Source organism: Virgisporangium aurantiacum (genome assembly GCF_016863635.1).
Classification (GTDB): domain Bacteria; phylum Actinomycetota; class Actinomycetes; order Mycobacteriales; family Micromonosporaceae; genus Virgisporangium; species Virgisporangium aurantiacum.
This window is the reverse complement of the sequence record NZ_BOPG01000003.1, coordinates 134,216-158,417: the sequence shown is the minus strand read 5'-3', so window position 1 is coordinate 158,417 and position 24,202 is coordinate 134,216. Positions and strand designations below refer to the sequence as shown.

22 protein-coding genes are annotated in these 24,202 nt (G+C 70.9%); 15 read left to right on the top strand and 7 right to left on the bottom strand.

Annotated features, from left to right (window positions below; genetic code table 11):
• Nucleotides 1-33 precede the first annotated feature (33 nt).
• From Vau01_RS01380 to Vau01_RS01370, 3 genes are read left to right on the top strand one after another with little or no spacing between them, the layout of a single operon-like run.
• A complete protein-coding gene (locus tag Vau01_RS01380) occupies nucleotides 34-717 on the top strand; it encodes an SDR family NAD(P)-dependent oxidoreductase (RefSeq protein WP_203986107.1) in 684 nt (227 codons plus the stop codon).
• Nucleotides 714-1,055 carry a VOC family protein gene (locus Vau01_RS01375; protein ID WP_203986105.1) on the top strand — a complete coding sequence of 114 codons (342 nt, stop codon included), beginning with the start codon at nucleotides 714-716 and terminating at the stop codon, nucleotides 1,053-1,055. Before Vau01_RS01380 ends, Vau01_RS01375 begins: the two co-directional genes overlap by 4 nt.
• On the top strand, nucleotides 1,052-2,092 hold the full coding sequence (locus tag Vau01_RS01370; protein WP_203986103.1) for an S-adenosylmethionine:tRNA ribosyltransferase-isomerase: 1,041 nt from the start codon (nucleotides 1,052-1,054) through the stop codon (nucleotides 2,090-2,092). The genes Vau01_RS01375 and Vau01_RS01370 overlap by 4 nt, the downstream gene beginning before the upstream one ends.
• Here Vau01_RS01370 and Vau01_RS01365 read toward each other — a convergent pair.
• On the bottom strand, nucleotides 2,049-3,512 hold the full coding sequence (locus Vau01_RS01365; protein ID WP_203986101.1) for a GGDEF domain-containing protein: 1,464 nt from the start codon (nucleotides 3,510-3,512) through the stop codon (nucleotides 2,049-2,051). The two genes, Vau01_RS01370 and Vau01_RS01365, sit on opposite strands and share 44 nt — an antisense overlap.
• 84 nt (nucleotides 3,513-3,596) lie before the next feature.
• On the opposite strand from Vau01_RS01365, the gene hrpA reads away from it, so the two are divergent.
• From hrpA to Vau01_RS01330, 7 genes are all read left to right on the top strand, one after another.
• On the top strand, nucleotides 3,597-7,487 hold the full coding sequence (hrpA, locus tag Vau01_RS01360; protein ID WP_203986099.1) for an ATP-dependent RNA helicase HrpA: 3,891 nt from the start codon (nucleotides 3,597-3,599) through the stop codon (nucleotides 7,485-7,487).
• A 93-nt stretch (nucleotides 7,488-7,580) separates the two neighbouring features.
• Nucleotides 7,581-8,690, top strand: a complete 1,110-nt coding sequence (gene gsmA / locus Vau01_RS01355; protein ID WP_203986097.1) for a sporangiospore maturation cell wall hydrolase GsmA — start codon at nucleotides 7,581-7,583, stop codon at nucleotides 8,688-8,690.
• An 82-nt stretch (nucleotides 8,691-8,772) separates the two neighbouring features.
• The gene (locus Vau01_RS01350) at nucleotides 8,773-9,681 is read left to right on the top strand and encodes a phosphatase PAP2 family protein (protein ID WP_203986093.1); all 909 of its coding nucleotides are present in this window, start codon (nucleotides 8,773-8,775) and stop codon (nucleotides 9,679-9,681) included.
• A 20-nt stretch (nucleotides 9,682-9,701) separates the two neighbouring features.
• Nucleotides 9,702-11,855, top strand: a complete 2,154-nt coding sequence (locus Vau01_RS01345; RefSeq protein WP_275423904.1) for a TerD family protein — start codon at nucleotides 9,702-9,704, stop codon at nucleotides 11,853-11,855.
• Between the two features lie 82 nt (nucleotides 11,856-11,937).
• Nucleotides 11,938-12,387, top strand: coding sequence for a YciI family protein (locus Vau01_RS01340; RefSeq protein WP_239151206.1), 450 nt, complete (start codon nucleotides 11,938-11,940; stop codon nucleotides 12,385-12,387).
• Between the two features lie 121 nt (nucleotides 12,388-12,508).
• On the top strand, nucleotides 12,509-13,162 hold the full coding sequence (locus tag Vau01_RS01335; protein WP_203986084.1) for a restriction endonuclease: 654 nt from the start codon (nucleotides 12,509-12,511) through the stop codon (nucleotides 13,160-13,162).
• Between the two features lie 31 nt (nucleotides 13,163-13,193).
• The gene (locus tag Vau01_RS01330; RefSeq protein WP_203986082.1) at nucleotides 13,194-13,688 is read left to right on the top strand and encodes a beta-class carbonic anhydrase; all 495 of its coding nucleotides are present in this window, start codon (nucleotides 13,194-13,196) and stop codon (nucleotides 13,686-13,688) included.
• On the opposite strand, the gene Vau01_RS01325 is transcribed toward Vau01_RS01330, so the two are convergent.
• From Vau01_RS01325 to Vau01_RS01305, 5 genes are all read right to left on the bottom strand, one after another.
• Nucleotides 13,654-15,969, bottom strand: a complete 2,316-nt coding sequence (locus Vau01_RS01325; protein ID WP_203986079.1) for a putative bifunctional diguanylate cyclase/phosphodiesterase — start codon at nucleotides 15,967-15,969, stop codon at nucleotides 13,654-13,656. The two genes, Vau01_RS01330 and Vau01_RS01325, sit on opposite strands and share 35 nt — an antisense overlap.
• A 96-nt stretch (nucleotides 15,970-16,065) precedes the next feature.
• Nucleotides 16,066-17,094, bottom strand: a complete 1,029-nt coding sequence (locus tag Vau01_RS01320) for a DNA polymerase III subunit beta family protein (protein ID WP_373320145.1) — start codon at nucleotides 17,092-17,094, stop codon at nucleotides 16,066-16,068.
• Nucleotides 17,095-17,129: 35 nt separating this feature from the next.
• The gene (locus Vau01_RS01315) at nucleotides 17,130-17,690 is read right to left on the bottom strand and encodes a GNAT family N-acetyltransferase (RefSeq protein WP_203986076.1); all 561 of its coding nucleotides are present in this window, start codon (nucleotides 17,688-17,690) and stop codon (nucleotides 17,130-17,132) included.
• On the bottom strand, nucleotides 17,690-18,115 hold the full coding sequence (locus Vau01_RS01310; protein ID WP_203986073.1) for a PaaI family thioesterase: 426 nt from the start codon (nucleotides 18,113-18,115) through the stop codon (nucleotides 17,690-17,692). The genes Vau01_RS01315 and Vau01_RS01310 overlap by 1 nt, the downstream gene beginning before the upstream one ends.
• Before the next feature lie 29 nt (nucleotides 18,116-18,144).
• Nucleotides 18,145-18,897, bottom strand: coding sequence for an SDR family NAD(P)-dependent oxidoreductase (locus tag Vau01_RS01305; protein ID WP_203986070.1), 753 nt, complete (start codon nucleotides 18,895-18,897; stop codon nucleotides 18,145-18,147).
• 41 nt (nucleotides 18,898-18,938) lie between these two features.
• On the opposite strand from Vau01_RS01305, the gene Vau01_RS01300 reads away from it, so the two are divergent.
• A complete protein-coding gene (locus Vau01_RS01300; RefSeq protein WP_203986068.1) occupies nucleotides 18,939-19,475 on the top strand; it encodes a hypothetical protein in 537 nt (178 codons plus the stop codon).
• Here the strand turns inward: Vau01_RS01300 and phoU are convergent.
• Nucleotides 19,472-20,122 carry a phosphate signaling complex protein PhoU gene (phoU, locus tag Vau01_RS01295; RefSeq protein ID WP_203986066.1) on the bottom strand — a complete coding sequence of 217 codons (651 nt, stop codon included), beginning with the start codon at nucleotides 20,120-20,122 and terminating at the stop codon, nucleotides 19,472-19,474. The two genes, Vau01_RS01300 and phoU, sit on opposite strands and share 4 nt — an antisense overlap.
• 164 nt (nucleotides 20,123-20,286) lie before the next feature.
• Between phoU and pstS the strand changes: the two genes are divergently transcribed.
• The 4 genes from pstS (at nucleotide 20,287) to pstB (ending at nucleotide 24,199) form a co-directional block, all read left to right on the top strand.
• Complete coding sequence (gene pstS / locus Vau01_RS01290; protein ID WP_203986065.1) at nucleotides 20,287-21,360, top strand: phosphate ABC transporter substrate-binding protein PstS; 1,074 nt, start codon at nucleotides 20,287-20,289, stop codon at nucleotides 21,358-21,360.
• A gap of 75 nt (nucleotides 21,361-21,435) precedes the next feature.
• Complete coding sequence (pstC, locus tag Vau01_RS01285) at nucleotides 21,436-22,446, top strand: phosphate ABC transporter permease subunit PstC (RefSeq protein WP_239151205.1); 1,011 nt, start codon at nucleotides 21,436-21,438, stop codon at nucleotides 22,444-22,446.
• On the top strand, nucleotides 22,443-23,321 hold the full coding sequence (gene pstA, locus Vau01_RS01280; RefSeq protein WP_203986064.1) for a phosphate ABC transporter permease PstA: 879 nt from the start codon (nucleotides 22,443-22,445) through the stop codon (nucleotides 23,319-23,321). The genes pstC and pstA overlap by 4 nt, the downstream gene beginning before the upstream one ends.
• Nucleotides 23,322-23,323: 2 nt before the next feature.
• Nucleotides 23,324-24,199, top strand: coding sequence for a phosphate ABC transporter ATP-binding protein PstB (pstB, locus tag Vau01_RS01275; protein ID WP_203986063.1), 876 nt, complete (start codon nucleotides 23,324-23,326; stop codon nucleotides 24,197-24,199).
• Nucleotides 24,200-24,202 lie beyond the last annotated feature (3 nt).

Sequence of the window (24,202 nt, the reverse complement as noted above, 5' to 3'; positions counted from 1 at the left end):
GCACGGCGAACCGGCGGTCATAGCGTCGGTGGCATGACTGTTGCGATTGTTACGGGCGCCTCCCGCGGGCTCGGGTTCGCGCTCGCCGAAAGTCTGGTCGACACCGGATGGCGGGTCGTGGTCGACGGCCGCGACGCAAAGGCGCTCACGGCCGCCGCCCAGCTGCTGGGCCCGTCGGCGACCGCGATCGCCGGCGACGTCACCGATCCCGCGCACCGCGCCGCGCTCATCGCGGCGGCCGACGCGCTCGGCGGTGCCGACCTCGTGGTCAACAACGCCGGGATCCTCGGCCCGAGCCCGCAGCCGCCGCTCGCCGAGTACCCGCTCGACGTGCTGCGGACCGTGTACGAGGTGAACGTCATCGCGCCGATCGCGCTGGCGCAGGCCGCGTTGCCGGGGCTCCGGGCGCGGGGCGGCGCGCTGATCAACGTCACCTCGGACGCCGCGGTCGAGGCGTACGAGGGCTGGGGTGGCTACGGGTCGGCGAAGGCCGCGGTCGAGCAGGCGAGCCGGATCCTGGCCGCCGAGGAGCCGACCGTGCGCGTCTGGTGGGTCGATCCGGGCGACCTGCGCACCCGGATGCACCAGGAGGCGTTCCCCGGCGAGGACATCAGCGACCGGCCCGAGCCGGCCGCCGCCGTGCCCGGGTTCCTGCGCCTGCTGAAGACCCGTCCCGCGTCGGGCCGTGTGCGTATCTCGGAACTGGTTGCCGCGTGAAGACGCTGTGGTTGCCGTACGTCGTCACGGATCTGGCGACGGCGCGGAGCTTCTACACCGACCACATCGGACTGTCCGAAGTGGACGGTTGGGAGCACCCGCACGAGCGCGGCAGCGTGCTCCGCGCGGCGGAGGGTGCGGTCATCGAGCTGGTCGAGGGCATCCAGCCCGGCCCGGCGCGGCCTCCACCGTTGGCCTTCGAGGTCGACGGCGAGAGCGCGGTGAACACGTTCGCCGGGCGATTCGGCGTCGCGCCGCACCGCTACCCGCGTGGGCACTACGGATTCGAGGTACCCGGCCCGGCCGGTGCCACCGTCATGATCTGGAGTGAGCGATGACCGTCTTGGACTTCGCCCTGCCGTCCACATTGGAGGCGCACGAACCGCCGGAGGCGCGCGGGCTCGCCCGCGACGAGGTCCGGCTGCTCGTCGGTGACGGCGACGGCGTGCACCACCACCGCTTCACCGACCTGCCGTCGCTGCTCCGGGCCGGCGACGTGCTCGTGGTCAACACGTCGGGCACGTTGCCGGCGGCGCTGCCGGTGCGCGGCCGGCCGATGGCGCTGCACCTCTCCACCGAACTGGCCGACGGCCGGTGGCTCGTCGAGTTGCGCCGCAACGCCGGCAAGGCAACCGCGCCGTACGGGGACGGCCAGCCGGGCGAGACGTACCCGTTGCCGGGCAACGCGACGGTGACGCTCACCGAGCCGTTCAGCGACGGCCGGCTGTGGGCGGCCACCGTGGACGTTCCGGGAACCGTTCGCGAGTACCTCAACCGGTACGGCCGGCCGATCCGGTACAACTACGTGCGCCGCGACTGGCCGATCGAGTTCTACCAGACCGTGTTCGCCGAGCACCCGGGCAGCGCCGAGATGCCGAGCGCGGGGCGGGCGTTCACCGACCGGTTGGTCACCCGGTTGGTCGCGCGGGGCGTCCAGTTCGCGCCCGTCCTGTTGCACACCGGCGTCGCGAGCCCGGAAGCTCACGAGCGTCCCTATCCTGAACGCTTTTCGGTATCCGCCACCACCGCGCGCGTCGTCAACCGGGCCCGGCACGACGGCGGCCGCGTGATCGCGGTCGGCACGACCGCGGTGCGCGCGATCGAGACGGCGGCCGACTCCTCCGGCGCGGTCCGCCCGGCGGAGGGCTGGACCGACCTGATCGTGACCCCCGATCGCGGCGTGCTCGTGGTCGACGGGCTGCTGACCGGGTTCCACGAGCCGCGCGCGTCGCACCTGGACATGCTCGCGGCGGTGGCCGGCACCGACCTGCTCGCGCGCTGCTACGCGGCCGCGGTCGACGCCCGCTACCTGTGGCACGAGTTCGGCGACCTCAACCTGTTGTTGCCCCCAACGGGTCGGCGACCGGTGCGGTGACCGACTGTCCGGTGTGGACCATGACGCACGCGCGGCCGGCACTCTTCGCCCCGTACAGCGCCGCGTCGGCGCGGGCGACCAACCGTTCCGGCGCCTCCTCGCCGGTCCACGCGGCCAGGCCGCCGGAGAACGTCTGGCCGAGCGGCGTGACGGCGAGCATCCGTTCGATGAGCTTCGCGGCGGCCGCCGCCGTCATGCCGGTGATGCAGACGCCGAACTCCTCGCCGCCGTACCGGGCCAGCAGATCGGTGGCGCGCAATTCGGCCCGCCACGCGGCGGCCGCCTCCTTGAGCAGCCGGTCGCCGGCCTGGTGGCCGTACTGGTCGTTGAACCGCTTGAAGTGGTCGAGGTCGAGGATCGCGACGACGACGTCCTCGCCGGAGTGACTGGCGTTGGCCATCCGCCGGGCCAGTTCCAGGTCCCAGGCGCGCCGGTTGGGGACGCCGGTGAGCGCGTCGTTGTGCGCCAGCGCGTCGAGTTGCGCGGCCTGGTCCTGCACCTGGTTCACCAGCCCGAACATGCGCAGCATCACCAGCAGGAACAGGACGATCGCGCAAATGGCGACCGCCTCCCAGGCGATGTCCTCCGAGTGGAACAGGCCCTGCTCGATGAGAATCACCGGGGCGAGGAGCACGGTGATGGTCAGCAGGATCGCCCGGTGCGTGGTCAGCCGCTCGGCCTTGTCGGGCGAGGTCTCCGAGAGCGACCGCATCGACGGGTGCAGCGCCGACGCGGTGCACAGGACGTAGGAGGCCAGCCAACCGAGGTCGATCAGACCGCCCTCGTAGACGCCGACCGTGGTCACGTAGGTGTAGATCGGGTCGACGACCAGCAGCCCGCCGAGCGACGAGATGAGCAGCCGGTAGCTGGCGGTGCGGGCGCCGGGGGCGATGATCAGCCGGGCGAGCATCACGAGCAGGAGGATGTCGCCGACCGGATAGGACAGCGACGTCAGCCGCCCGATGACGGTGTCGTCGGCGGCCCAGTTCTCCCGCATGATGAACGTCCAGACCACCAGCGTCAGGCCGGTGGCGATGATGCCGGCGTCGATCAGGCCGGCCCGGTCGCGTCCCGGCGTGCGACCCCGGATGAGGACGAACAGCGCCGCCGCCATCACCACGTAGCCGGACAGGTACACCGCGTCCGACTCGGACGGCCACGGATCGCGTCCCAACACGAACTTGTTGACGCTCTCCACGATGTCGCCGACCGCCCAGACGACCTGGCCGGCGGCGAGCAGGTACCAGATCAGGGGCTTGGCCGGCCGGTGCATCCGAACCCCGACGACGATCATCAACGCGGAGATCATCGAGATCACGCAGTAGTAGACGCCGGAGGCGCCCGTGTTCTGTGGTACCAGGAAGTACCCGCCGATCGCGGCGGCACCGAGCATCAGCCAGTACAGCCAGAACCGACCCATGTCCCCCTGATCGGCGGCGCGCCGGTCGGCTGAAGAGTTAACCAGGGGCGCCTCGGGGCGACGCCTGCCTATCCTTGCCGGGTCATGTCCGAGGAGCCGCGCCCCCGTAGCCACCGTCTCGGCGATCTGATGGTCGCCGACGAGCGGCGCCTTCGCCGTCGCCTCGACGGGGCCCGCAAGGCGCGCGACCGCGCCGCCGCGATGGCCGCGATCGACGCCGACATCGCCGCGGCCGCCGAGCGGGTCGAGCGCCGCCGCGCCGCCGTCGCCTCCCTCGGCGACAAGACCGGCGCGGCGCCGCGGATCACGTTCCCCGAGGCGCTGCCGGTCAGCCAGCGCAAGGACGAGATCGCCGACGTCATCCGCGCCAACCAGGTGGTGATCGTCGCGGGGGAGACGGGGTCGGGCAAGACCACCCAACTGCCCAAGATCTGTCTGGAGCTCGGCCGGGGGATCCGCGGCATGATCGGCCACACCCAGCCCCGGCGCATCGCGGCCCGCACGGTGGCCGACCGGGTCGCCGAGGAACTCGGCACGACGCTGGGCGAGGCCGTCGGCTACCAGGTGCGGTTCACCGACCAGACCCGCGACGACACGCTGGTCAAGATCATGACCGACGGCATCCTGCTCACCGAGCTGGCCCGCGACCGGTCGCTCACCAGGTACGACACGATCATCATCGACGAGGCGCACGAGCGCAGCCTCAACATCGACTTCATTCTCGGGTACCTCAAGCAGCTGCTGCCGCGCCGGCCCGACCTCAAGGTGATCATCACCTCGGCCACCATCGAGACCGAGCGGTTCTCCCGCCACTTCGGCGACGCGCCGGTGATCGAGGTGTCCGGCCGCACGTATCCGGTGGAGATGCGGTACCGGCCGGTCAACAATCCCGACGACCCGTCGGAGGAGCCGCGCGACCAGATCGAGGCGATCTGCGACGCGGTCGACGAACTCGCGCTGGAGGGCTCCGGCGACGTGCTCGTGTTCCTCAGCGGCGAGCGGGAGATCCGCGACACCGCCGACGCGCTCGGCAAACGCAACCTGCGCAACACCGAGGTGCTGCCGCTCTACGCACGCCTGTCGATCGCCGAGCAGCACCGGGTGTTCGCGGCGCACACCGGCCGGCGCATCGTGCTCGCCACCAACGTCGCCGAGACCTCGCTCACCGTGCCGGGCATCCGGTACGTCGTCGATCCGGGCACCGCCCGCATCTCCCGCTACAGCAGCCGCACGAAGGTGCAGCGGTTGCCGATCGAGCCGGTGTCACAGGCATCGGCGAACCAGCGGGCCGGGCGGTGCGGCCGGGTCGCGGCGGGCATCTGCATCCGGTTGTATTCGGCCGAGGACTTCGCGAACCGGCCCGCCTACACCGATCCGGAGATTCTGCGGACGAACCTCGCGTCGGTGATTCTGCAGATGACGTCGCTCGGGCTGGGCGACATCGCCGCGTTCCCGTTCATCGAGCCGCCCGACAAGCGCAACGTCACCGCGGGCATGCAGCTTCTGGAGGAACTCGGCGCGCTCACCGCCGACCGGAACCTCACCCCGCTCGGGCGCCAGCTCGCGCAACTGCCGATCGACCCGCGCCTGGCCCGCATGGTGATCGAGGCCGACCGCAACGGCTGCGTCGGCGAGGTGCTGGTGATCGCGGCAGCACTGTCCATTCAGGACCCGCGGGAGCGGCCCGCCGAGAAGCAGCAGGCGGCCGACGAGAAGCATGCCCGCTTCGCCGACCCGACGTCGGACTTCATGGCGTACCTGAACCTCTGGAACTACGTGCGGGAGGAACAGAAACAGCGGTCGTCCAGCGGCTTCCGGCGGATGTGCCGCGACGAGTTCCTGAACTACCTCCGGGTGCGGGAGTGGCAGGACCTGCACGGCCAGGTGAAGCAGGTGGCACGCCAGCTGGGCGTCACGCTCAACGAGCTTGCGGAACCCGATCCCGCGCGGATCCACACGGCCCTGCTGGCCGGTCTTCTCTCGCACGTGGGGTTGAAGGAGGGCGACCGCAACGAGTACCTCGGAGCCCGCGGCACGAAGTTCGCGGTGTTCCCCGGTTCGGTGCTTTTCAAGCGGACGCCGCAGTGGGTGGTCTCGGCGGAGCTCGTGGAGACGTCACGGTTGTGGGCCCGGGTCAACGCCCGCATCGAGCCCGAGTGGATCGAGCCGCTTGCGGGCCACGTGGTCAAGCGCGCCTACAGCGAACCGCACTGGAGTTCCAAACAGGGTGCGGCGATGGTGTACGAACGGGTGACGCTGTACGGCGTGCCGATCGTGGGGCAGCGCCGCGTGCTGCTCGCGAACGTCGACGCGCCGCTGGCCCGGGAGCTGTTCATCCGGCACGCGCTCGTCGAGGGCGACTGGCAGACACAGCACCGGTTCTTCGCGTCCAACCAGGCATTGCTGGACGAGGTCGCCGAGCTGGAGGAGAAGACCCGCCGGCGCGACATCGTCGTCAGCGACGACGTCCTCTTCGACTTCTACGACAAGCGGATCGGCGCGGAGGCCGTATCCGCGCGGCACTTCGACACCTGGTGGAAACGGGTCCGGCGCGAGCAGCCGGACCTTTTGACGTTCACCCGCCAAATGCTGCTCAACGCGATCGCGGCCGGCGTGAGCCCCGACGACTTCCCGGGAACGTGGACGCCCGGCGGGCTCGACCTGCCACTCACATACCGGTTCGAGCCCGGCGCTTCCGACGACGGCGTCATCGTCGACATTCCGTTGGCGTTACTGGGACAGATCTCCCCGGGCCCGTTCGAGTGGCAGGTGCCGGGGCTGCGCGGGGAGGTGGTGACCCAGCTCATCCGGTCGCTGCCGAAACCGGTGCGGCGGCACTTCGTCCCGGTGCCCGACACGGTCGCCGATGTCCTCGGTCGGCTCGGCGAACCCACCGACGAACCGCTGCTCGACGCCCTGGAGTACCACCTGCTGCGCCTCACCGGCGAGCAGATCGCCCGCGAGGACTGGGACTGGAACCGCGTCCCCGATCACCTGAAGATGTATTTCCGGGTGCGCGACGAGAGCGGTCAGGTGCGCGGTCAGGGGCGCGATCTGGCCGTGCTGAAGGCGTCGCTGCGGGGCGAGGTCCGCGCGGCCGTCGCGGCCGCGGGCTCCGAGCTGGAACGGAGCGGGCTCCGCGAGTGGACGCTCGGAGCGCTGCCCCGCGAGGTGACGCGCGAACTGGCCGGCTTCACGGTCACCGCGTATCCGGCGCTCGTCGACGAGGGCGACTCCGTCGGCGTCCGGCTGTTCGAGACGCCGGGGGAGCAGGCCGCGAACATGTGGACGGGCACCCGGCGCCTGCTGCTCCTGACCATCCCGCCACCGGTGAAGCAGGTGGTGGGCCGGCTGAGCAACCACGCCAAGCTCGCGTTGGGGCGCAACCCACACAAGGGCGTCCCCGATCTTCTGGACGACTGCGTGGCCGCGGCCCTCGACAAGCTCGTCGCCGATGCCGGCGGCCCGGTGTGGGACGAGGCCGGCTTCGTCGCGCTGCGCGACAAGGTGCGGCCGCAACTCGTCGGCACCGTTCTCGACACCGTCGGCAAGGTGACGCCGATCCTCGGGCTCGCCTACGCCGTCGAGCAACGGCTGGCGGCGCTGGCCGGTTCCGTGCCGAACGCCGTGCTCGACGTGCGGTCGCAGCTGAAGGCGTTGGTGTACCGGGGATTCGTCACCGCGACCGGATGGTGGCGGCTGCCCGATCTGCCCCGGTACCTGCGCGCGATCGAGCGTCGCCTCGACAGCCTGCCCGACCGGGCGGGCCGGGACGCCCAACTCATGGGCCAGCTCCAGGAGATCGAGCGGGAGTACCGCGAGCTGCGCGGCCAGGTGCCGATGAGCGGCGACCTGCTGCAGATCCGCTGGATGATCGAGGAGCTGCGGGTGAGCCTGTTCGCGCAGAACCTCGGTACGCCGTACCCGATCTCGGCCACCCGGATCTATCGAGCGATCGACCAGTTACGGGCCTAACTACCTCTTCGCACCTCATCGCGACCGTCGGTCCGACCCGGGCGCACGAACCCTTGTGTTCGTCCGCGTCCCTCGGCCGAAGGTTGCCCCCTCATGCGTCGCATCGCTCTTGCCCTGCTCGCTGTCGCACCGCTGCTGACCCTTGGTGCGGCACCCGCCGCCGCCGCGGACGTTAGCGTGTCGGACGTCACCACCTACGCCGTGGGCGGTACCGCCCGGCAGTGGGTTAACGTCCGAAGTGGACCTTCGATCACCGCGCCGTCGGTCGGCTCGCTCTCGGGCGGGCAAGCGGTCTCCATTCTCTGCCAGGAGGTGGGCACGAACGTCAACGGACCCGGTGGCGCCACGACGTTGTGGGACCGGATGAGTGGCGGCCGGTACGTGTCGCACTCGTACGTCAAAGACGTCGTCGGCGAGCCGGTGAAGTGCGACGAGATTCCGGTCACCGCCACCGCCCGGCAGTGGGTGAATGTCCGAAGTGGACCGTCGACCACCGCGCCGTCGGTGGGCAACCTCAGCGCCGCGCAGGTCGTCCAGATCCTGTGCCAGGAGGTCGGTACCAATGTGGCCGGGCCCGGTGGCACCACGACGGTGTGGGACCGCATCGGCGAGGGCCGCTACGTGTCGCACTCGTACGTCACCAACGTGATGAGCACGCCGACGACGTGCAACAGCCCGATCGTCGTCGCGCCGGTCGCGCCCGTGGTGCCGGCGCCGAAGGCCGGCCTCACCGCCGAGCAGACCGCGTTCATCACCATGGTCGCCGCGCCGGCGATGCACAACTTCCGCGAGTACAAGGTGCCGGCGTCGGTCATCATGGCGCAGGCGATCCTGGAGTCCGGATGGGGCCGCGGCGACATCCCGCGCACCGCCAACAACTACTTCGGGATGAAGTGCCCGCTCGGCAAGGCCACCGGAACCGCGATCGGCTGCCGGATCTTCCCCACCAAGGAGTGCGACTCGACCGGCTGCCACCCCGCCATGGAGTCGTTCAAGGTGTACGCCTCGACGCTGGACTCGCTGCGCGACCACTCGCTGACGCTGTCGAGCATGAAGCGCTACGCCAACGCGTTCCAGTACTCCACCAACCCGAACCAGTTCGCCGCGGAGGTGCACAAGGCCGGGTACGCGACCGACCCGAACTACACCTCATTGCTGACGGGCATCATGACGAAGTACGACCTGTACCGCTATGACAACTGAGCAACCCCTACGGAGCGAATCAGGGTTAACTCCGGTGCCCGATCCGGATGGCCTATCGGCATCGATCCCCGAAGCTGAGCTCATGGCGATCCGCGAGGCAGTACCGCAGGTTGTCCGGGGGGATGTCCAGCAGCCGGCTGTGCCGCGCCAGGTGCGTCCGTCCCGGTCCACAAAGGACCGTGTGCCGGCGGCCGGCAAGCCGCCGGCGGCCGCGACCACGACGAAGGCCGTGCGGGTTCTCCCGCAGATCGCGGTGGTGGCCGCCGCCGTGGCCGTCTACTTCCTGGTGCGCGGCGCGACCAACAGCGACCCCTCGGTCGCGGTCGAGAACGCGCACCGCATCATCGGCTGGGAACGCTGGCTCGGGATCTACCACGAGCCGGCCCTGCAGCGCGACCTGGCCTCGTCCGAGGCGCTCCGTACCGTGCTGAACTGGGTGTACATCTGGGGCCACTGGCCGGTGATCGTCACCACGTTCCTGATCCTGGCCCGGTACAACGCCGCGGTGTACCTCCGCCTCCGCAACGCGATGATGCTCTCGGGCGCGATCGGCTTCGCGTTCTTCGCGCTGTTCCCGGTGGCCCCGCCCCGCCTGGCCGGCCTCGGCATGGCCGACACGGTGACGCTGACGTCGCATTCGTACCGGGTGCTGCAGCCGACGATCTTCACCAACCAGTTCGCCGCGATGCCCAGCCTCCATGCCGGCTGGAACCTGCTCATCGGCCTGGCGATCGTGGCGGCGGCCCGGCGCCCGTTGCTGAAGGCCCTCGGGGTCGTCCTGCCGATGGCGATGATCGCCACGGTGGTGCTGACCGCCAACCACTACCTCCTCGACGTGGTGGTCGGCGTCTCGCTGACGACCACGTGCTGGGTGCTGGTCGCCCTCCCGTGGCGCCGCATGGTCGTTCGGCTGAAGCCCACAGGTACCCGCGGACGGTCCTCCGGCCCGATGCGCCACCGTGTGGTCGAGGGGCACTCCGCCGGGAACTGACCGGTCTACGCTCTCCGCGCATGGAGGCTCGACGGATCGTAAAGGGCGAGAATTTCGAGTTGCCGATCGACGTTCAGCGACTGCGGATCGTCCTCGGCTGGAACGACGCGAGCGGTGAGCGCACGCTCGACGCGTCGGCGTTGCTGCTGGGGTCGGATCGCAAGGTGGCCAGCGACGCCGACTTCGTCTTCTACAACCAACCGGCGTCGGTCGACGGGTCGGTGAGCCTTCTCGGCCAGACCGTGACCGACGCCGGCGTGGAGGAGAAGCTGGCGATCGACCTGGAGGCCGTTCCCGCCGAGGTCTCGACGATCGCGCTGGCCGCCAGCGTCGATCGGGGGCGTTTCGGGGACCTCCGCGACCTGCGCCTCGTGGTGCTCGACGGCGCCGACGAGCACATCGCCCGGTACGAGATCACGGACGCGACGGAGGAGAGCGCCTTCGTCTTCGGCGAGGTGTACCGCCGCAACGACAGGTGGAAGGTCCGCGCGGTCGGGCAGGGCTGGGCGAACGGTCTCGCCGGCCTGGCCACCGACTTCGGCGTCCGTGTCGACGAGGAGCCGGAGGACACCACCCCGGACCCGCCGGACGCGACCGACTACGTCACGACCGTCGAGGCCGACGAGCCGGCCGACGCGGTGGTCGTGTTGGCCGAGGACCCGGCACCGGTGGGGGACCTGGTGTCGGTCGAGGAGTTTGTGACGGTCAAGGAGCCGGTTCCGGTCGAGGCTGCGCCTGTCGAGCCGGCGCCGCGGGCCACCCGGAGCCGGTCGACCGGGGTGCGGACCCGGCGGCCGAAGAAGGCGACGAGCGCGGTCGGCGTGCCCAGCCTGGCCGACGGGGACGGGTGGCAGTCCGCCCGGCTGTTCTCGGTCGCGGGTATCGGGGCGGCCGACGAGCAGGAGAAGCGGGCGACCTCGGCACTGCTGTCGACGATGTACGCGGTCAAGCAGTTCGGACGGTGCATCGCCACCCGGCTCGGTGGGCCCGGTGGCACCGTCGAGACGTTCGCGGAGGTCCAGTTCACCCTCGGCGACCGCACCGTGATCCCGGACGGCGTGCTCAAGGTCGCCCGAGCCGGGCGGGTGTGGACCGCGCTTCTCGAGGTCAAGACCGGCAGCGGCCAGCTCCGGCGGGAGCAGGTGGAGAATTACCTCGACGTGGCGCGGGAGCAGGGATACGACGCCGTCGTCACGCTCTCGAACGAGATCTCGCCCGGGGCCGGCGAACACCCGATCTCCGTCGACAAGCGCAAGACCAGGAAGGTCGCGCTCATCCACGTCTCCTGGGCCGAGATCATCCACGAGGCGCGCATGGCGCTCACCCACCGCGGCATCTCCGATCCCACCCAGGCGTGGATTCTCGCCGAGCTGATCCGGTACCTCGACCATCCCCGGTCCGGCGCCGCGACGTTCGACGACATGGGTGCGGCGTGGGTTCCCGTGCGCGAGGCGGTCGTCGCCGGCACGCTGCGGGCCGGCGACCGGAAGGCGCCGGCGGTGGCGGACGCGTGGCTCCGGCTGGTCCGGTGGCTGTCGCTGAAGCTGACCGCGGATCTCGGCGTCGCGGTCGCCTCGGTGATGCCGCGCAAGTTGGCCGGCGACCCGGTCGCCCGCCGGCAGGCCGTGTTGACGAGGCTGGCCGCCGACGGCGCGCTCGACGCGACCCTGCGGGTACCCGGTGCGGCCGGCCCGCTGTCCGTGGTGGCCGACGTTCGGGTGGGCCAGGTACGGACATCGGTCGAGGTGGGCGCGCCGCAGGAGTGGAACAGCACCCGCCGCGTCGCCTGGCTGTTGCGCCAGTTGGGTGACGAGGCGCCGGGTGACCTCCTGGTGGAGGTGATCTTCGCGGGCAGGACGGAGACGGCGTGCGAGCGGCTCGCCGACGTGCGGGCCAAGCCGGCGCTGCTGGTCGGTGACCGGTCGCTGGACATCAAGGCGTTCCGCCTCACCGGGTGCACGCCGCTCGGGCAGCGGCGGTCCGGCGTGCGGGGCGCGTTCGTGCCGACCGTGGTGGGATCGGTCGAGACCTTCTACCGCGGCGTCGTTCAGGGCCTGCGTCCGTGGCCGTCGCCCGCGCCGAAGCTTCCGGCCGACGCGACCGACGACGTCCCGGCCGACACTGCGGCCGATATCGGGTCGCCGGAAATATCTTCGGCGGCCGTGTCGAAGTAGTGGGAGCTCGTCCGACGCGTTGATGGAGACTGGGTCCGAGCCGGACCCCGCGAGGACGAGGAGTGAACCGACGATGCGCTTCATGCTGCTGCTCAAGGGTGACCCGCAGGTCGACGCCACCGAAGGGGTCGCCGCCGACGCGGTTGCCGGGCCGCTGCCGCCGACCGAGTTGATCGAGGGGATGCTCAAGTACCAGGAGGATCTGACGAAGGCGGGCGTGCTGTTGGCGGCCGAGGGGCTGTTCGACAGCTCGCAGGGATCGCGGGTGGTGTACGCCAACGGGCGCAAGAGCGTGGTCGACGGGCCGTTCGCCGAGGCGAAGGAGCTGGTGGCCGGGTTCTACATCCTCCAGGTCAGCTCGAAGGAAGAGGCCATCGAGTGGGCGAAGCGGTGCCCGGTCGAGCTGGCGGTGCAGGGTACCGACATGGAGGCGGTGGTCGAGGTGCGGCAGGTCGCGGAGTTCGACGAACTGCCCACCGGCACCCCGGAGCAGGCGCAGGCGGAGCTGCGCCTGCGCGAGCAACGGTCGTAACGGGCACCGCTGTCGAGTAGGTGTCACCGCGGGAGGTGGCACCTACTCGGGATCAAAAGTGTCGTAGTCCTTCGATACCCTCCGTTCTAGATCCAGACCGGTTGGTGAAGGAGCGGCACAGGTGGCGCGTACGGCGCAAGCACAGCGGCAACGGCGGGTGCGGGCCCGGCGGATCCGGCGTTTTCTGCGCAAGAAGGTCCATCCGCTGGTGTGGTTGGTGCTTGCCGGTGGCGTCGGGTACGGGCTGTTCGAGGCGTACCGCTACACGCGTCGCCACCCGTGGCAGGTCGGCCTCGGCGCGGTGGCGGTCGCCGCGGTGGCGGGCGGGGTCTGGTACCTGGTCCACCGGATGCGCAAGGCGCGGCGCCGCGGGCGCCGGCTGGGCAACGGCATCGACGCGATGACCGGGCCCGAGTTCGAGCAGTACGTCGCCGGGCTCATGCGGCGCACCGGGTTCCGCTCGGTGCAGGTCACCGGGCAGGCCGCCGACCTCGGCGCCGACATCACGGCGGCCGCGCCCGACGGGCGCCGGGTCGTGGTGCAGTGCAAGCGCTACAGCGGCAGCGTGGGCAGCCCGCACGTGCAGCGGCTCAACGGCACCGCGTGGACGATCCACCACGCCGAGGTCACCATGCTCGTCACCACCGGCCGGCTCACGGGGCACGCGGTCGACCTCGCCGTGCGGTGCGGCATCACGGTGATCGACCGGCCGGCGCTGGCCAGCTGGATCTCGTCGAACCAACCGCCGCGGCTACCGGCGCCAAGACAGAGTTGACAAAACCTAGTAACTCAATAGGTTTTGAGGCATGACCGTCACCGACGAGCTGCTGGCCAACGCCCGAAACTACGCCGCCGCCTTCGCCAAGGGCGACCTGCCGCTGCCGCCCGCGCGCAAGGTCGCCGTGGTCGCCTGCATGGACGCGCGCCTCAACCCGTACGGGCTGCTCGGCCTGGGGGAGGGCGACGCGCACGTCATCCGCAACGCCGGCGGCGTGATCACCGCCGACCAGTTGCGCAGCCTGGCGATCAGCCAGCGCCTGCTCGCCACCGAGGAGATCATCCTCATCCACCACACCGACTGCGGCATGCTCACGTTCACCGACGACGGGTTCAAGAACGACATCCAGGCCGAAACCGGCCTGAAGCCCGCGTGGGCAGCCGAGGCATTTTCCGATCTCGACGACGACGTGAAGCAGTCGATCCGCCGCATCAAGGCCGACCCGTTCATCCCGCGGAAGGACTCCGTGCGGGGCTTCGTCTACGACGTCAGGACAGGGACCCTGCGGGAAGTGACGGAGTGACACTGCGGAACACCGCCGCCAACTGCTCGGGCGGCTGGGGCCGGTGGTACAGGAAACCCTGCGCGCGCCGGTAGCCGAGCCCGCGCAGCAGCTGCGCCTGCTCGGGCGTCTCCACCCCCTCGGCGACCACGTCCAGGTCGAGCGCCTGCGCGATCTGCACCACCGCGGTGGCCACGGCCGCCTGGCGGGTCACCGTCGTGATCCCCTCGACGAACGAGCGGTCCAGCTTCAGCGACGTCACCGGGCAGGTCAGCAACAGGCCGAGCGACGACGCGGCGGTGCCGAAGTCGTCCAGGGCCAGCCGCACGCCGAGCTCGCGCAGCTCGTGCAGCGTGCGCATCACGTGCGGGCCCTCCAGCGCGGCCGTCTCGGTGATCTCCAGGGTGAGTCGGCCCGCCGGCAGGCCCGTCGTGGCCAGGGCGTCGGCCACCTCGTCGACGAAGCCGGGTTCCTGCAACTGCCGGCCGGCGACGTTCACGTTGATCGTCTCCGGCGCGCCGGATCCGTGCGCCCGCACCCAGCCGGCCGCCTCGCGGCAGGCCTCCCGCAGCACCCACCGGCCCAACGGGACGACCAGCCCGGTGCGCTCGGCGACCGGGATGAACTCGCCCGGCGACACCATCGTGCCGTCCGGCAGGTACCAGCGCGCCAGCGCCTCGGCGCCCACGATCCGGCCGTCGTCGATGCGCACGATCGGCTGGTAGACCAGGCGCAGCTCGCCCGCGTCGATCGCGTCGCGCAGGCGGGCACCCATCTCGGCCGTCTCGACCAGACGGGTGCGCATCTCCGGCGCGTACCGAACGGCCGTGCCCTTTCCGCGGTCCTTGCCCTCGTACAGCGCGATGTCCGCGCGCCGCAGCAGCGCGTCGAGGTCGTCGCCGGGGTCGGCGTCCGCGGCGCCGATGCTGGCCCGCACCAGCAGCGTCTGCTCGCCGACCGTGACCGGCGTGCACACGGCGTCGAGGATCCGGTGGGCTGCCCCGTCGAGGTCGTGCCGGTCGTGGACGAGCACCGCGAACTCGTCTCCGCCGAACCGCGCCACCAGGTCGAGCGGGTCGGCCGTCGCCCGCAGCCGGTCGGCGACCGTGACCAGCAACCGGTCGCCGACGCCGTGGCCGAGCGTGTCGTTGATCGTCTTGAAGTCGTCGAGGTCGATGAGGAGCAGGGCGATCTCGTCGGTGCGGTCGCCGGCGAGCAGGTCGGCCGCCCGCTCGGCGAGGCCGGCCCGGTTCAGCAGCCGGGTCAGCGCGTCGTGGGACGCCTGCTCGACGAGCCGCTTCTCGTGCTCGGCCAGTTCCCGCAACGCGAGCACCTGACGCGCGACGACCAGCGTGATCGTGCCGATCGTCCCGATCACGACCCCCCACACCCGCAGGCCGGAGCTGGGCGGCAGCGTCGCGATCAGCGCACCGGACGTCACCGTGATCGCGATGTACGGCAGCGCGCTGAACGGCCGTGACGGCCGTGGGGCGAACACGGCGGGATCGCGCTCGGCCTGCAGATGCTGGATGATCGGCCCGGCCACCGCCATGATCGAGGGCAGCACCCGGATCAGGTACGTGGCTGGCCCGACCGGTCCCTGCGGCTCCACCGGCATCATGAACACCGCGAGGCACTGCAGGAAGACCGACGCGAGCATCGGCGCGGCGGCCAGTTGGGTGAGCGGCGCGGCCCGGCTGAGCACCATCCGCACCGCGGCGAACAGCGTCACCAGGACGACGCCCGCACCGGCCAGGACCTCCGCCACCCCGTCGTCGCCGGCCGAGTCGGCGCTGGCGAAGGCCAGGCACCAGGCCAGCGCGCCACCGCCGACGAGCACCGTCACGGAGTCGAGCCACCACCGCAGGCGTTCCCGGCCCCGGCCGTTGCCCGGCGCGTAGGTGAGCATGACCCCGGTGATCGCGATGATGGCCAGCACGAAGCAGATCGCCTGCACCGGGCCTCCGCCGATGTCGGCCACCTTCGGATCGCCGGAGATCTGCAGCGTGTGGGTGGTGTCGCCGACCGAGATGACCGCGGCGGAGAGGCTCAGGACGGTCCAGAACCGGCGGGCGGCCGGGGTGATGCCCGGGAGCGAGCGGACCCGCCACGAGAACACCGCCAACGCGATGTCGACCGGGACCTGCAGGATCCAGAAGACCGTGACGCGCGCCTCGAGGCTGCCGTAACCGGACAGGAAGAACACGCTGGCGAGGACGGCATAACACAGCAGGCCGACCAGTAGCGGGTCGCGCCACAACGCTCTCGTCTGGGCCTGCGTCTCGCGCCCGGTCAGCTTCACCGACCACCCTTCCGGAGGAGATCCCCGGTGGTGGATCGACCCGCGACGGCCCGACCTGAGCGATATGGTCCGCTTGGGCCGGGCTTACTCCAGGGCTTACTCCAGGCGCACCGGCATCAGCAGGGAGTAGGTGTCGGCGGCGCCGTCGGTCGGGCGGAGGATGAGCGGCTCGGCCGGCGCGCGCATTTCGAGCGTGATCCGGCGGCTGCCGGCCGCCGCGAGCGCCTGGGAGAGAAACTGCGGGTTGACGCCGATGCGCGCGGCGTCTGCCACCGGCGCACCGGTCTCGACGCCCACGCTGTCGTCGGCACCGACGGAGAGCACGGCGACCGCACCCGCTCCGGCCAGGGCCTCGCGCAGGAGCGACGCGTCGACCGGCACGGTACGGGTGGCGGCGCCGGGCAGGAGCCGGCGGTAGTCGGGGAAGTCGTACGGCAGGGCGGTGGCGGTGGCCTCCCGCTCGCCGGCCCGCACCGTCACCCGGTCGCCGTCGACGGTCACCTCGACCGATTCGGCCGTGCCGAGCAGCGCGCTCACGTCGTCGACCAGTGATGGCGGTGCGATGGCCCGGACCGCGGTGCCGGCCGCGCGCACGGCGGGCGCCGCCGCCACCGCGAGGCGGTAGCGGTCGGTGGCGACGAGCCGCACCAGCCGCTCGGCCGGCGACAGCTCGATCAGGACGCCGGCGAGCATCGGCAGTTCGGGGTCGGTTCCGGTGGCGAACCGGACGGCGCGCAGGGCGCCGGCCAGGTCGTTCGCGGCGACAGTACAGGTGGTCATGGTGCTCTCCCTCGGGTCGATCAGGACGCGGACGCGGGAGAGCTCGCGCTGCGCGTCGGCCAGGCCGGTCTCCAGCCGCCGCAGGTGCCCGTCGATGAGCGCCGTCGCCTCCGCGGGCGGGCCGCTGAGCACCCTGCCGATCTCGGCGAGGGGCATCGCGACCCGGCGCAGCGTCGCCACGACCCGGGCCGGGCGTACCTGACCGGCCAGGTACCAGCGGTAGCCGGTGTCGGGGTCGACGTACGCCGGGCGCAGCACGCCGGACCGGTCGTAGAACCGCAGCGCGCTGGCGCTCAACCCGCTGGCCCGGGCCAGCTCGCCGATCGTCAGCAGTTCGCTCTCCACGACACCGGATGCTGGCGCCTCACCCTTGTTGAAGGTCAAGTGACCGGCCACTCCCTTTCGAGGACCGCGTAGAGCTCGTCGTTCGTCCACTCGCCCTTGGACCAGACGCTCTCGATCGTGAGGCCCTCGCGGCGCATGCCGACCCGCCGCAGCAGGGCCGCCGACCGGACGTTGCGGTCGTCGCAGGCGGCCGTGACGCGGTGCTTGCCGCGCTCGATGAACAGGTAGTCGAGCAGGCGGCGCACCGCCTCGGTGGCGTAGCCGCGACCCTGGCACGCCGGCGCGAACGTGAACCCGATCTCGGCCTGGCGCGGATCGTCGGCCAGGACGTGGGCGCCGCAGTCGCCGATGAGTTCCTCGGACCCGTGCAGCGCCACCGCGAACTGGAACCACTCGCCCGGCGTGTCGGGGTGCGTGGCGGCCAGCTCGACCTGCATGCGCTCGGCCGCCTCCGTCGGGAACGGCGCCGACCAGCTCTGGTACCGCGCCACCTCGGGGTCGCTGCGGTAGGCGACGAACGTGGGCAGGTCGGCCGGCCTGAACCGGCGCAGCACCAGCCGCTCGGCGGCGAGGACGGTGAAGTCGACGTGTGCCATCAGCCCGCCCGGACTATGCGCGCGGTGGCGGTTGCGGTGGCGACCACCGTGCCCTCGGCATCGCGCAGGTCGCCCTCGAGGAACGCGATCGTGCCGCCGCGGTGCACGACCCGCCCGGTGCCGACCAGCGTGCCGGTGCGCGCCGGCCGGAGGAAGTTGACCTTCAACTCGATCGTCGGCGCGAACTGATCGGGCTCCAGCGTGGCGACCAGGGCCGGGCCGAGCGTGTCGTCGAGCATCGCGGCCAGGAACCCGCCCTGGACGTTGCCCATCGGGTTGAGGAACTCGGGCCGGGCCTCGAAGGCGATGCGGATGGTGCCGGCGGACGGATCGACGTCTTCCAGTTTCCAGCCCAGCGTGCGGGCCGCCGGCGGTGGCTCGGCCCGGCCGGCGACGAAGTCCCAGAACGGCCCTTCTCTCTCCATGCCTGTTGTCGTACCACGGGGGTCCGACGTTATTGCCGCGGCGGCTCGGGGTCGCGGCCGCGGGCGGCCCGGCCGCCGTCCACCGGAACGACGGTGCCGGTGATGAAGCTCGCGTCGGGCGACAGGAGCAGGGCGACCGCGGCGGCCACCTCGTCGGCGCGGGCCACCCGGCCCAGCGGCTGCAGCGCGGCGATCTCGTCGGTGACCGCGGCGCGGTCGGCCGGTGCCAGGCCGTCGAGGTACTCCGTCCACCGCTCGGTCTCCACCGAGCCCGGCGCGACCGCGTTGACCCGGATGCCGTGCGGGCCGTACTCGACGGCGAGCGCGCGGGTCATGCCCTCGATCGCGGCCTTGGCCGTGGCGTAGGGCAGGCAGCCCGGCACCGGGCGCTGCGCCTGGTGCGACGACACGTTGACGATGGCGCCCGGCGTGCCCGCCGCGAGGAACCGCCGCACCGCCACGGTGGAGCCGACCAGGGCGAGGTTCAGGTTCACCGTGATCAGGTCGAGCACCGTGGCGGGCGGGTCGGAGTGCACCGACGCGTCGCGGAACACGGCGGCGTTGTTCACCCACCCGGCCAGGGGCGCGGCGCTCGCGGCCAGTTCGGCCGCGCGCTCGCAGACGGCCTCGTCGGTGGCATCACCGGTGACGCAGGGTGCGGGCAGACCGTCGACGGCGTCCCGTTCGACGACGACCACCGCGGCTCCGTCGGCGAGCAGCCGCTCGACGATCGCCCGCCCGATACCGCGGCCCCCACCGGTCACCACAAAAGCTCCACGCATTCCGACCACGGTAGTTCCGCTCCGGCGATTAGCCTGGCCTGGTGACCGTCGCGCCACCGCGAGCCGGCCGTCGATCCCGCAGCCGGACACTGGTGATCTTCCTCACCTCGGTGCTCCTGGGGGTCCTCCTCTGCGGTGGCGGTGGCCTGTGGGCGCTGTTCCGGGTGCTGCCCGACGACGACGCCGACCGCGCCGACGCCGAGCGGGTGGCCGCGGCGTACCTGGACGCGTGGCAGCGGCAGGACCCCGACGCCGCGCTGGCGCTGCTGCTCGACCCGAAGATCAAGGACCCCACCGAGTTCGCGGCGCTGCTCCACGCGATCGGCGTGCACGCGTACCGGGTGACCGGCACGGTGCTGCAGAACCCGGAGAAGTGCAGCGGCGCGAACTGCCCCGCGGCCCGGGCCCTGGTGACGGCCGACCTCACGACGGCGAGCGGCGTCACCGGCATCCGGATCCCGATGATCAAGACGCAGGACGACTGGTTCCGCAAGGACGGCGAGCCCTGGCACGTGGCCGGCGGCGAGCTCTACCTCTGCCCGTCGGGCCCGCCCCGCGAGAACCCGACCTGTGCCTAGTCCTGGTTCGCCGGCGAGACGCCGGTGATCAGGTAGACGACCTGCTGGGCGGCGTTGACCGCGTGGTCGGCGTACCGCTCGTAGAACCGGGCCAGCAGCGCCGCGTCGACCGCCGACTTGACGTCGTGCTGCCAGTTGCCGAACAGCACCTCGAACATCTGGCGGTGCAGCTCGTCCATCTCGTCGTCGTCGGTGTCGAGCTGGGCGGCCAGCGCGGCGTCGCCGGTCTCCAGCACGCCGGTGACCTTCCAGGCCAGCTGCTCAGCGATGGCGGCCATCTGGCGGGCCACCTCGGCCACCTCCGGCGGCACCGCCGTGACCGGGTGGCGCAGGAGCATGATCTTGGCGACGTGTTCGGCGAGCGCGCCCATCCGTTCGAAGTCGCCGGCCACCCGCATGCTCGCCAGGGCCAGGCGGAGATCGGACGCCACCGGCTGCTGCCGCACGAGGAGCATGACGACCGCCTCCTCGATCTCCTCGCGCCGGTCGCGGATGGCGGCGGCCGTCTCAATGCACCTGGACGCGGGCTCCAGCTCGCCTTCGAGCAGGCTCCGGGTGGCCCAGCGCATGGCGGACGTCACATCGGACCCCATCACCACGAGGGAGCCGCGAAGCGTGTCGAGCTGTTCCCGGAACGTTGCGCGCATCCCAAAGCTCCCCTCGAGTGAAAAAGCACGGTAACCCGGACACGGGGCCACCGGTGCACCGAGATGCCATGTTCATTTTCCGTTCACGTCCGACGGGTTTGGCGGCTACCTGCCGCTGTCAGCGTCTCTGATCAGACAACGTTTGAACAGAGAGGCACCCAGAGGTGAAAGGCACCCTAGTTCGTAGGCGCGTTCTCGCCGGAATCGCGGTCGCGGCGCTGGCTCTGGCCGCGTGCGGTGACGGCGACGACGACACCGGCACCGGCGGAACCGAGGGGAGCGAGTTCTCGAGCCTCTCCGGTTCCCTGAAGGCCACCGGGGCCACCTTCCCGGCCGCGTACTACCAGGAGGTGATCACAGCGTTCAAGGACGAGGCTCCGAACCTGACGATCACCTACAACGGCACCGGCTCGGGCACCGGCAAGAAGGACTTCGGGGCGAACCTGAACGACTTCGCCGGCACCGACAGCCTCGTCAAGGACACCGACGGCCCGACCGCCGGCTCGTTCCTCTACGTGCCGACGGTGGCCGCCCCGATCACCGTCTCGTACAACCTGAGCGGCGTCGACAAGCTCCAGCTGAGCGCGGAGACGCTCGCCAAGATCTTCCAGCGGACGATCAAGACCTGGGACGACCCGGCGATCAAGGCCGACAACCCGGACGCGAAGCTGCCGGCCGGCAAGAACATCACCGTGGTGCACCGGTCCGACGGCTCGGGCACGACCAGCAACTTCACCAAGTACCTCGACTCCGCGGCCAAGGGCGTCTGGACGCTGGCCAGCGGTGACACGGTGAAGTGGCCGGCCGACACCCAGGGCGGCGAGAAGAACACCGGCGTGGCGACGCTGATCAAGAACGGCGACGGCGCCATCGGCTACGTCGACTACAGCGACGCCAAGGCCAGCGGCCTCAAGTTCGCGGCGATCAAGAACAAGGACGGCAAGTTCGTCGAGGCGTCGGTCAAGGGCGCCCAGGCCGCGCTCGCCGGTGCCGAGGTGAAGGACGACCTGTCCTACAACCCGCTGAACGCCGCCGGTGCCGACACCTACCCGATCACCTCGCCGACCTTCCTCCTCGTGCGCACCAAGTACGACGACGCGAAGAAGAAGGAGGCCGTGATCGGCTTCGTCACGTACCTGCTCGGCGACGGGCAGAAACTGGCCGAGGAGGTCGGCTTCGCGCCGCTTCCGGACGCGCTGAAGACCAAGGCGCTGGCCCAGCTCGACAAGGTCAGCTGACCCCACGCGAGTGGTGCGGGGCGGGATCGACAGTGATCCCGCCCCGCACCGACGCACCGGACCGGGAGCAATCCATTGACCGACACCAGCACCAGGCCACGCACGGGGCAACGGCCGCCGCGGGTCATCGACAAGACCGCGTTCAACTACCGGGGCGGGGCGGCGCGGGCCGACCGCTTCTTCAAGACTCTGTGCGTCGGAGCGGGGCTGCTCGTCCTCGCGATCCTGGCACTGATCCTGCTCAGCACCGCCCGGGAGGCCTGGCCGGCCTTCCGTGAGGAGGGGCTGAGCTTCGTCACGAGCAAGGAGTGGGTGGCCAACGAGGGCCGGTTCGGCGCGCTCGCGCTGATCTACGGCACGGCGGTCGTCTCGGTGATCGCGCTGGTCATCGCGGTGCCGGTCTCCATCGGGATCGCGCTGTTCCTCACCGAACTCGCCCCACCCCGCCTGCGCATCGTGGTGGTCACCGTCATGGACCTGCTGGCCGCGACGCCCTCGGTGGTGTTCGGCCTGTGGGGCATCATCGTGCTGGCGCCGAAGCTGGTGCCGGTCTACGAGTGGTTCCACGACTCGCTGGGCGGCATTCCGGTGCTCGGCGGGTTGTTCGGCGTCCCGGTGAGCAACGGCTACAGCTACATGACCGCCGGCATCATCGTCGCCATCATGATCATCCCGATCGTCACGTCGATCACGCGCGAGGTGTTCGGCACCGTTCCGCTGCTCGACAAGCAGGCCGCGCTGGCGCTCGGCGCCACCCGGTGGGAAATGATCAAGGGCGCGGTCTTCCCGCACAGCTTCGGCGGCATGGTCGGCGCGGGGATGCTCGGCCTCGGCCGGGCGATGGGCGAGACGATCGCGATCGCACTGGTCATCGGCGCCGCGATCCAGATCACCCCGAACGTCTACGCCTCCGGTGAGGCGATGCCGTCGATCATCGTCCGGCAGTGGGGTGAGTCGAGCGGCGTACACACCTCGGCCCTCGTCGGGCTCGGCGTGGTGCTGTTCGCGATCACGATCCTCGTGAACTACATCGCGCGGTTCGTGGTCCGCCGGGCCGAGTTGAAGATGCGAGGAGCCTCGTCGTGACGACCCTGGACCTGTCCCGCAAGGCGCTGCCGCTGCGGCGCCGCCTGACCGACCGGATCGCGACCGGCCTGATCCTCGTCGCGGTGCTACTGGCGATCATCCCCCTGGCCCTGGTGACCTACCAGGTGGTCAAGGCCGGCGCCGGAATCCTGGACTGGGACTTCCTCACGCTCGACACCCCGGCCTCGCCGCGCCGCACCGGTGGCGGCATGGCGCCGGCGATCGTCGGCACGCTGCTCATCACCGGCATGGCGTCGCTGCTGGCGATCCCGCTCGGCGTGCTGGGTGCGATCTACCTCAACGAGTACGGCAAGACCAGCCCGTTGGCGAAGTTCATCCGCACCATGGCCGACGTCATGACCGGCGTCCCGTCGATCGTCATGGGCCTGTTCATCTACGTGGCCTGGGTGCTGACGTTCGAGGAGCGCACCGGTTTCGCCGCCGCCCTGGCGCTGGCCTGCCTGATGCTGCCGGTGGTCATCCGGAGCACCGAGGAGATCCTCCGCCTCGTGCCCGACGAACTGCGGGCCGGCAGCCTCGCGCTGGGTGCCCGCCAGTGGCGCACCACCGTCACGGTCGTCCTGCCGGCGGCCATCTCCGGCATCACCAGCGGTGCGCTGCTCGCGATCGCGCGGGCGGCGGGTGAGACCGCCCCGCTGATCGTGACGGCGGGCGTCGTCTACACCGTGAACCCCAACCTGTTCGAGGGCGAGAACACGGCGTTGCCGGCCCAGATCTTCAGCAACGCCACGCAGCCGTTCGCGGCGGCACAGGAGCGCGCCTGGGGCGCGGCGCTGACACTGATGGTCATCGTGCTCCTGTTCACGATCATCGCCCGGGCCATCTCGGCCCGCTTCGCCATCAAGGAGCGCTGACAATGAGTGAAACCACGGGACGTCCCGGCGTCCAGATCGCGTACACCCCGCAGCAGGCGCAGGAGGTCGATCTCGAGAAGACCGTCGCTCCCGCCGAGGCCGGGCCGCCGCTGATCAACCTGGAGAACGTCAGCGTGTTCTACGGCGGCTTCGAGGCCGTCCGCGGCACCTCGATGCCGGTGGCGCACAACAAGATCACGGCGATGATCGGCCCGTCGGGCTGCGGCAAGAGCACGATCCTCCGCTGCCTCAACCGGATGAACGACCTGGTGCCCGGCGCCCGGGTCGCCGGCCGGATCACGTACCAGGGCCAGGACCTGTACGCGCCCGACGTCGACGCGATCCAGGTGCGGCGCCGCATCGGCATGGTGTTCCAGAAGCCGAACCCGTTCCCGAAGTCCATCTTCGACAACGTGGCCTACGGCATCCGGATCAACAAGATCAAGGGCAACCTGAACGACCTGGTCGAGCAGGCGCTGCGCGGTGCGGCGCTCTGGGACGAGGTCAAGGACAAGCTCAAGATGAGCGGCCTGGCCCTCTCCGGTGGCCAGCAGCAGCGGCTCTGCATCGCCCGCACGATCGCGGTGAAGCCCGACGTGATCCTCATGGACGAGCCGTGCTCCGCCCTCGACCCGATCGCCACGGCGAAGATCGAGGACCTCATGCACGAACTCGCCGAGCAGTACACGATCGTGATCGTCACGCACAACATGCAGCAGGCCGCGCGGGTCAGCGACTTCACCTCGTTCTTCACCGCCGAGGTCGACGACAAGGGCGTGCGGCACGGCCGGCTGGTGGAGTTCGACGCCACGAACACGCTCTTCACCAGCCCGGGCGACAAGCGGACAGAGGATTACATCACCGGTCGCTTCGGCTGAGCG

Coding starts and splice junctions, on each gene's coding strand:
- Vau01_RS01380 (WP_203986107.1), top strand. CDS start 34: ATGACTGTTGCGATTGTTACGGGCGCCTCCCGCGGGCTCGGGTTCGCG.
- Vau01_RS01370 (WP_203986103.1), top strand. CDS start 1,052: ATGACCGTCTTGGACTTCGCCCTGCCGTCCACATTGGAGGCGCACGAA.
- Vau01_RS01365 (WP_203986101.1), bottom strand. CDS start 3,512: ATGGGTCGGTTCTGGCTGTACTGGCTGATGCTCGGTGCCGCCGCGATC.
- hrpA (WP_203986099.1), top strand. CDS start 3,597: ATGTCCGAGGAGCCGCGCCCCCGTAGCCACCGTCTCGGCGATCTGATG.
- gsmA (WP_203986097.1), top strand. CDS start 7,581: ATGCGTCGCATCGCTCTTGCCCTGCTCGCTGTCGCACCGCTGCTGACC.
- Vau01_RS01350 (WP_203986093.1), top strand. CDS start 8,773: ATGGCGATCCGCGAGGCAGTACCGCAGGTTGTCCGGGGGGATGTCCAG.
- Vau01_RS01345 (WP_275423904.1), top strand. CDS start 9,702: ATGGAGGCTCGACGGATCGTAAAGGGCGAGAATTTCGAGTTGCCGATC.
- Vau01_RS01340 (WP_239151206.1), top strand. CDS start 11,938: ATGCTGCTGCTCAAGGGTGACCCGCAGGTCGACGCCACCGAAGGGGTC.
- Vau01_RS01330 (WP_203986082.1), top strand. CDS start 13,194: ATGACCGTCACCGACGAGCTGCTGGCCAACGCCCGAAACTACGCCGCC.
- Vau01_RS01315 (WP_203986076.1), bottom strand. CDS start 17,690: ATGGCACACGTCGACTTCACCGTCCTCGCCGCCGAGCGGCTGGTGCTG.
- Vau01_RS01310 (WP_203986073.1), bottom strand. CDS start 18,115: ATGGAGAGAGAAGGGCCGTTCTGGGACTTCGTCGCCGGCCGGGCCGAG.
- Vau01_RS01305 (WP_203986070.1), bottom strand. CDS start 18,897: ATGCGTGGAGCTTTTGTGGTGACCGGTGGGGGCCGCGGTATCGGGCGG.
- phoU (WP_203986066.1), bottom strand. CDS start 20,122: ATGCGCGCAACGTTCCGGGAACAGCTCGACACGCTTCGCGGCTCCCTC.
- pstB (WP_203986063.1), top strand. CDS start 23,324: ATGAGTGAAACCACGGGACGTCCCGGCGTCCAGATCGCGTACACCCCG.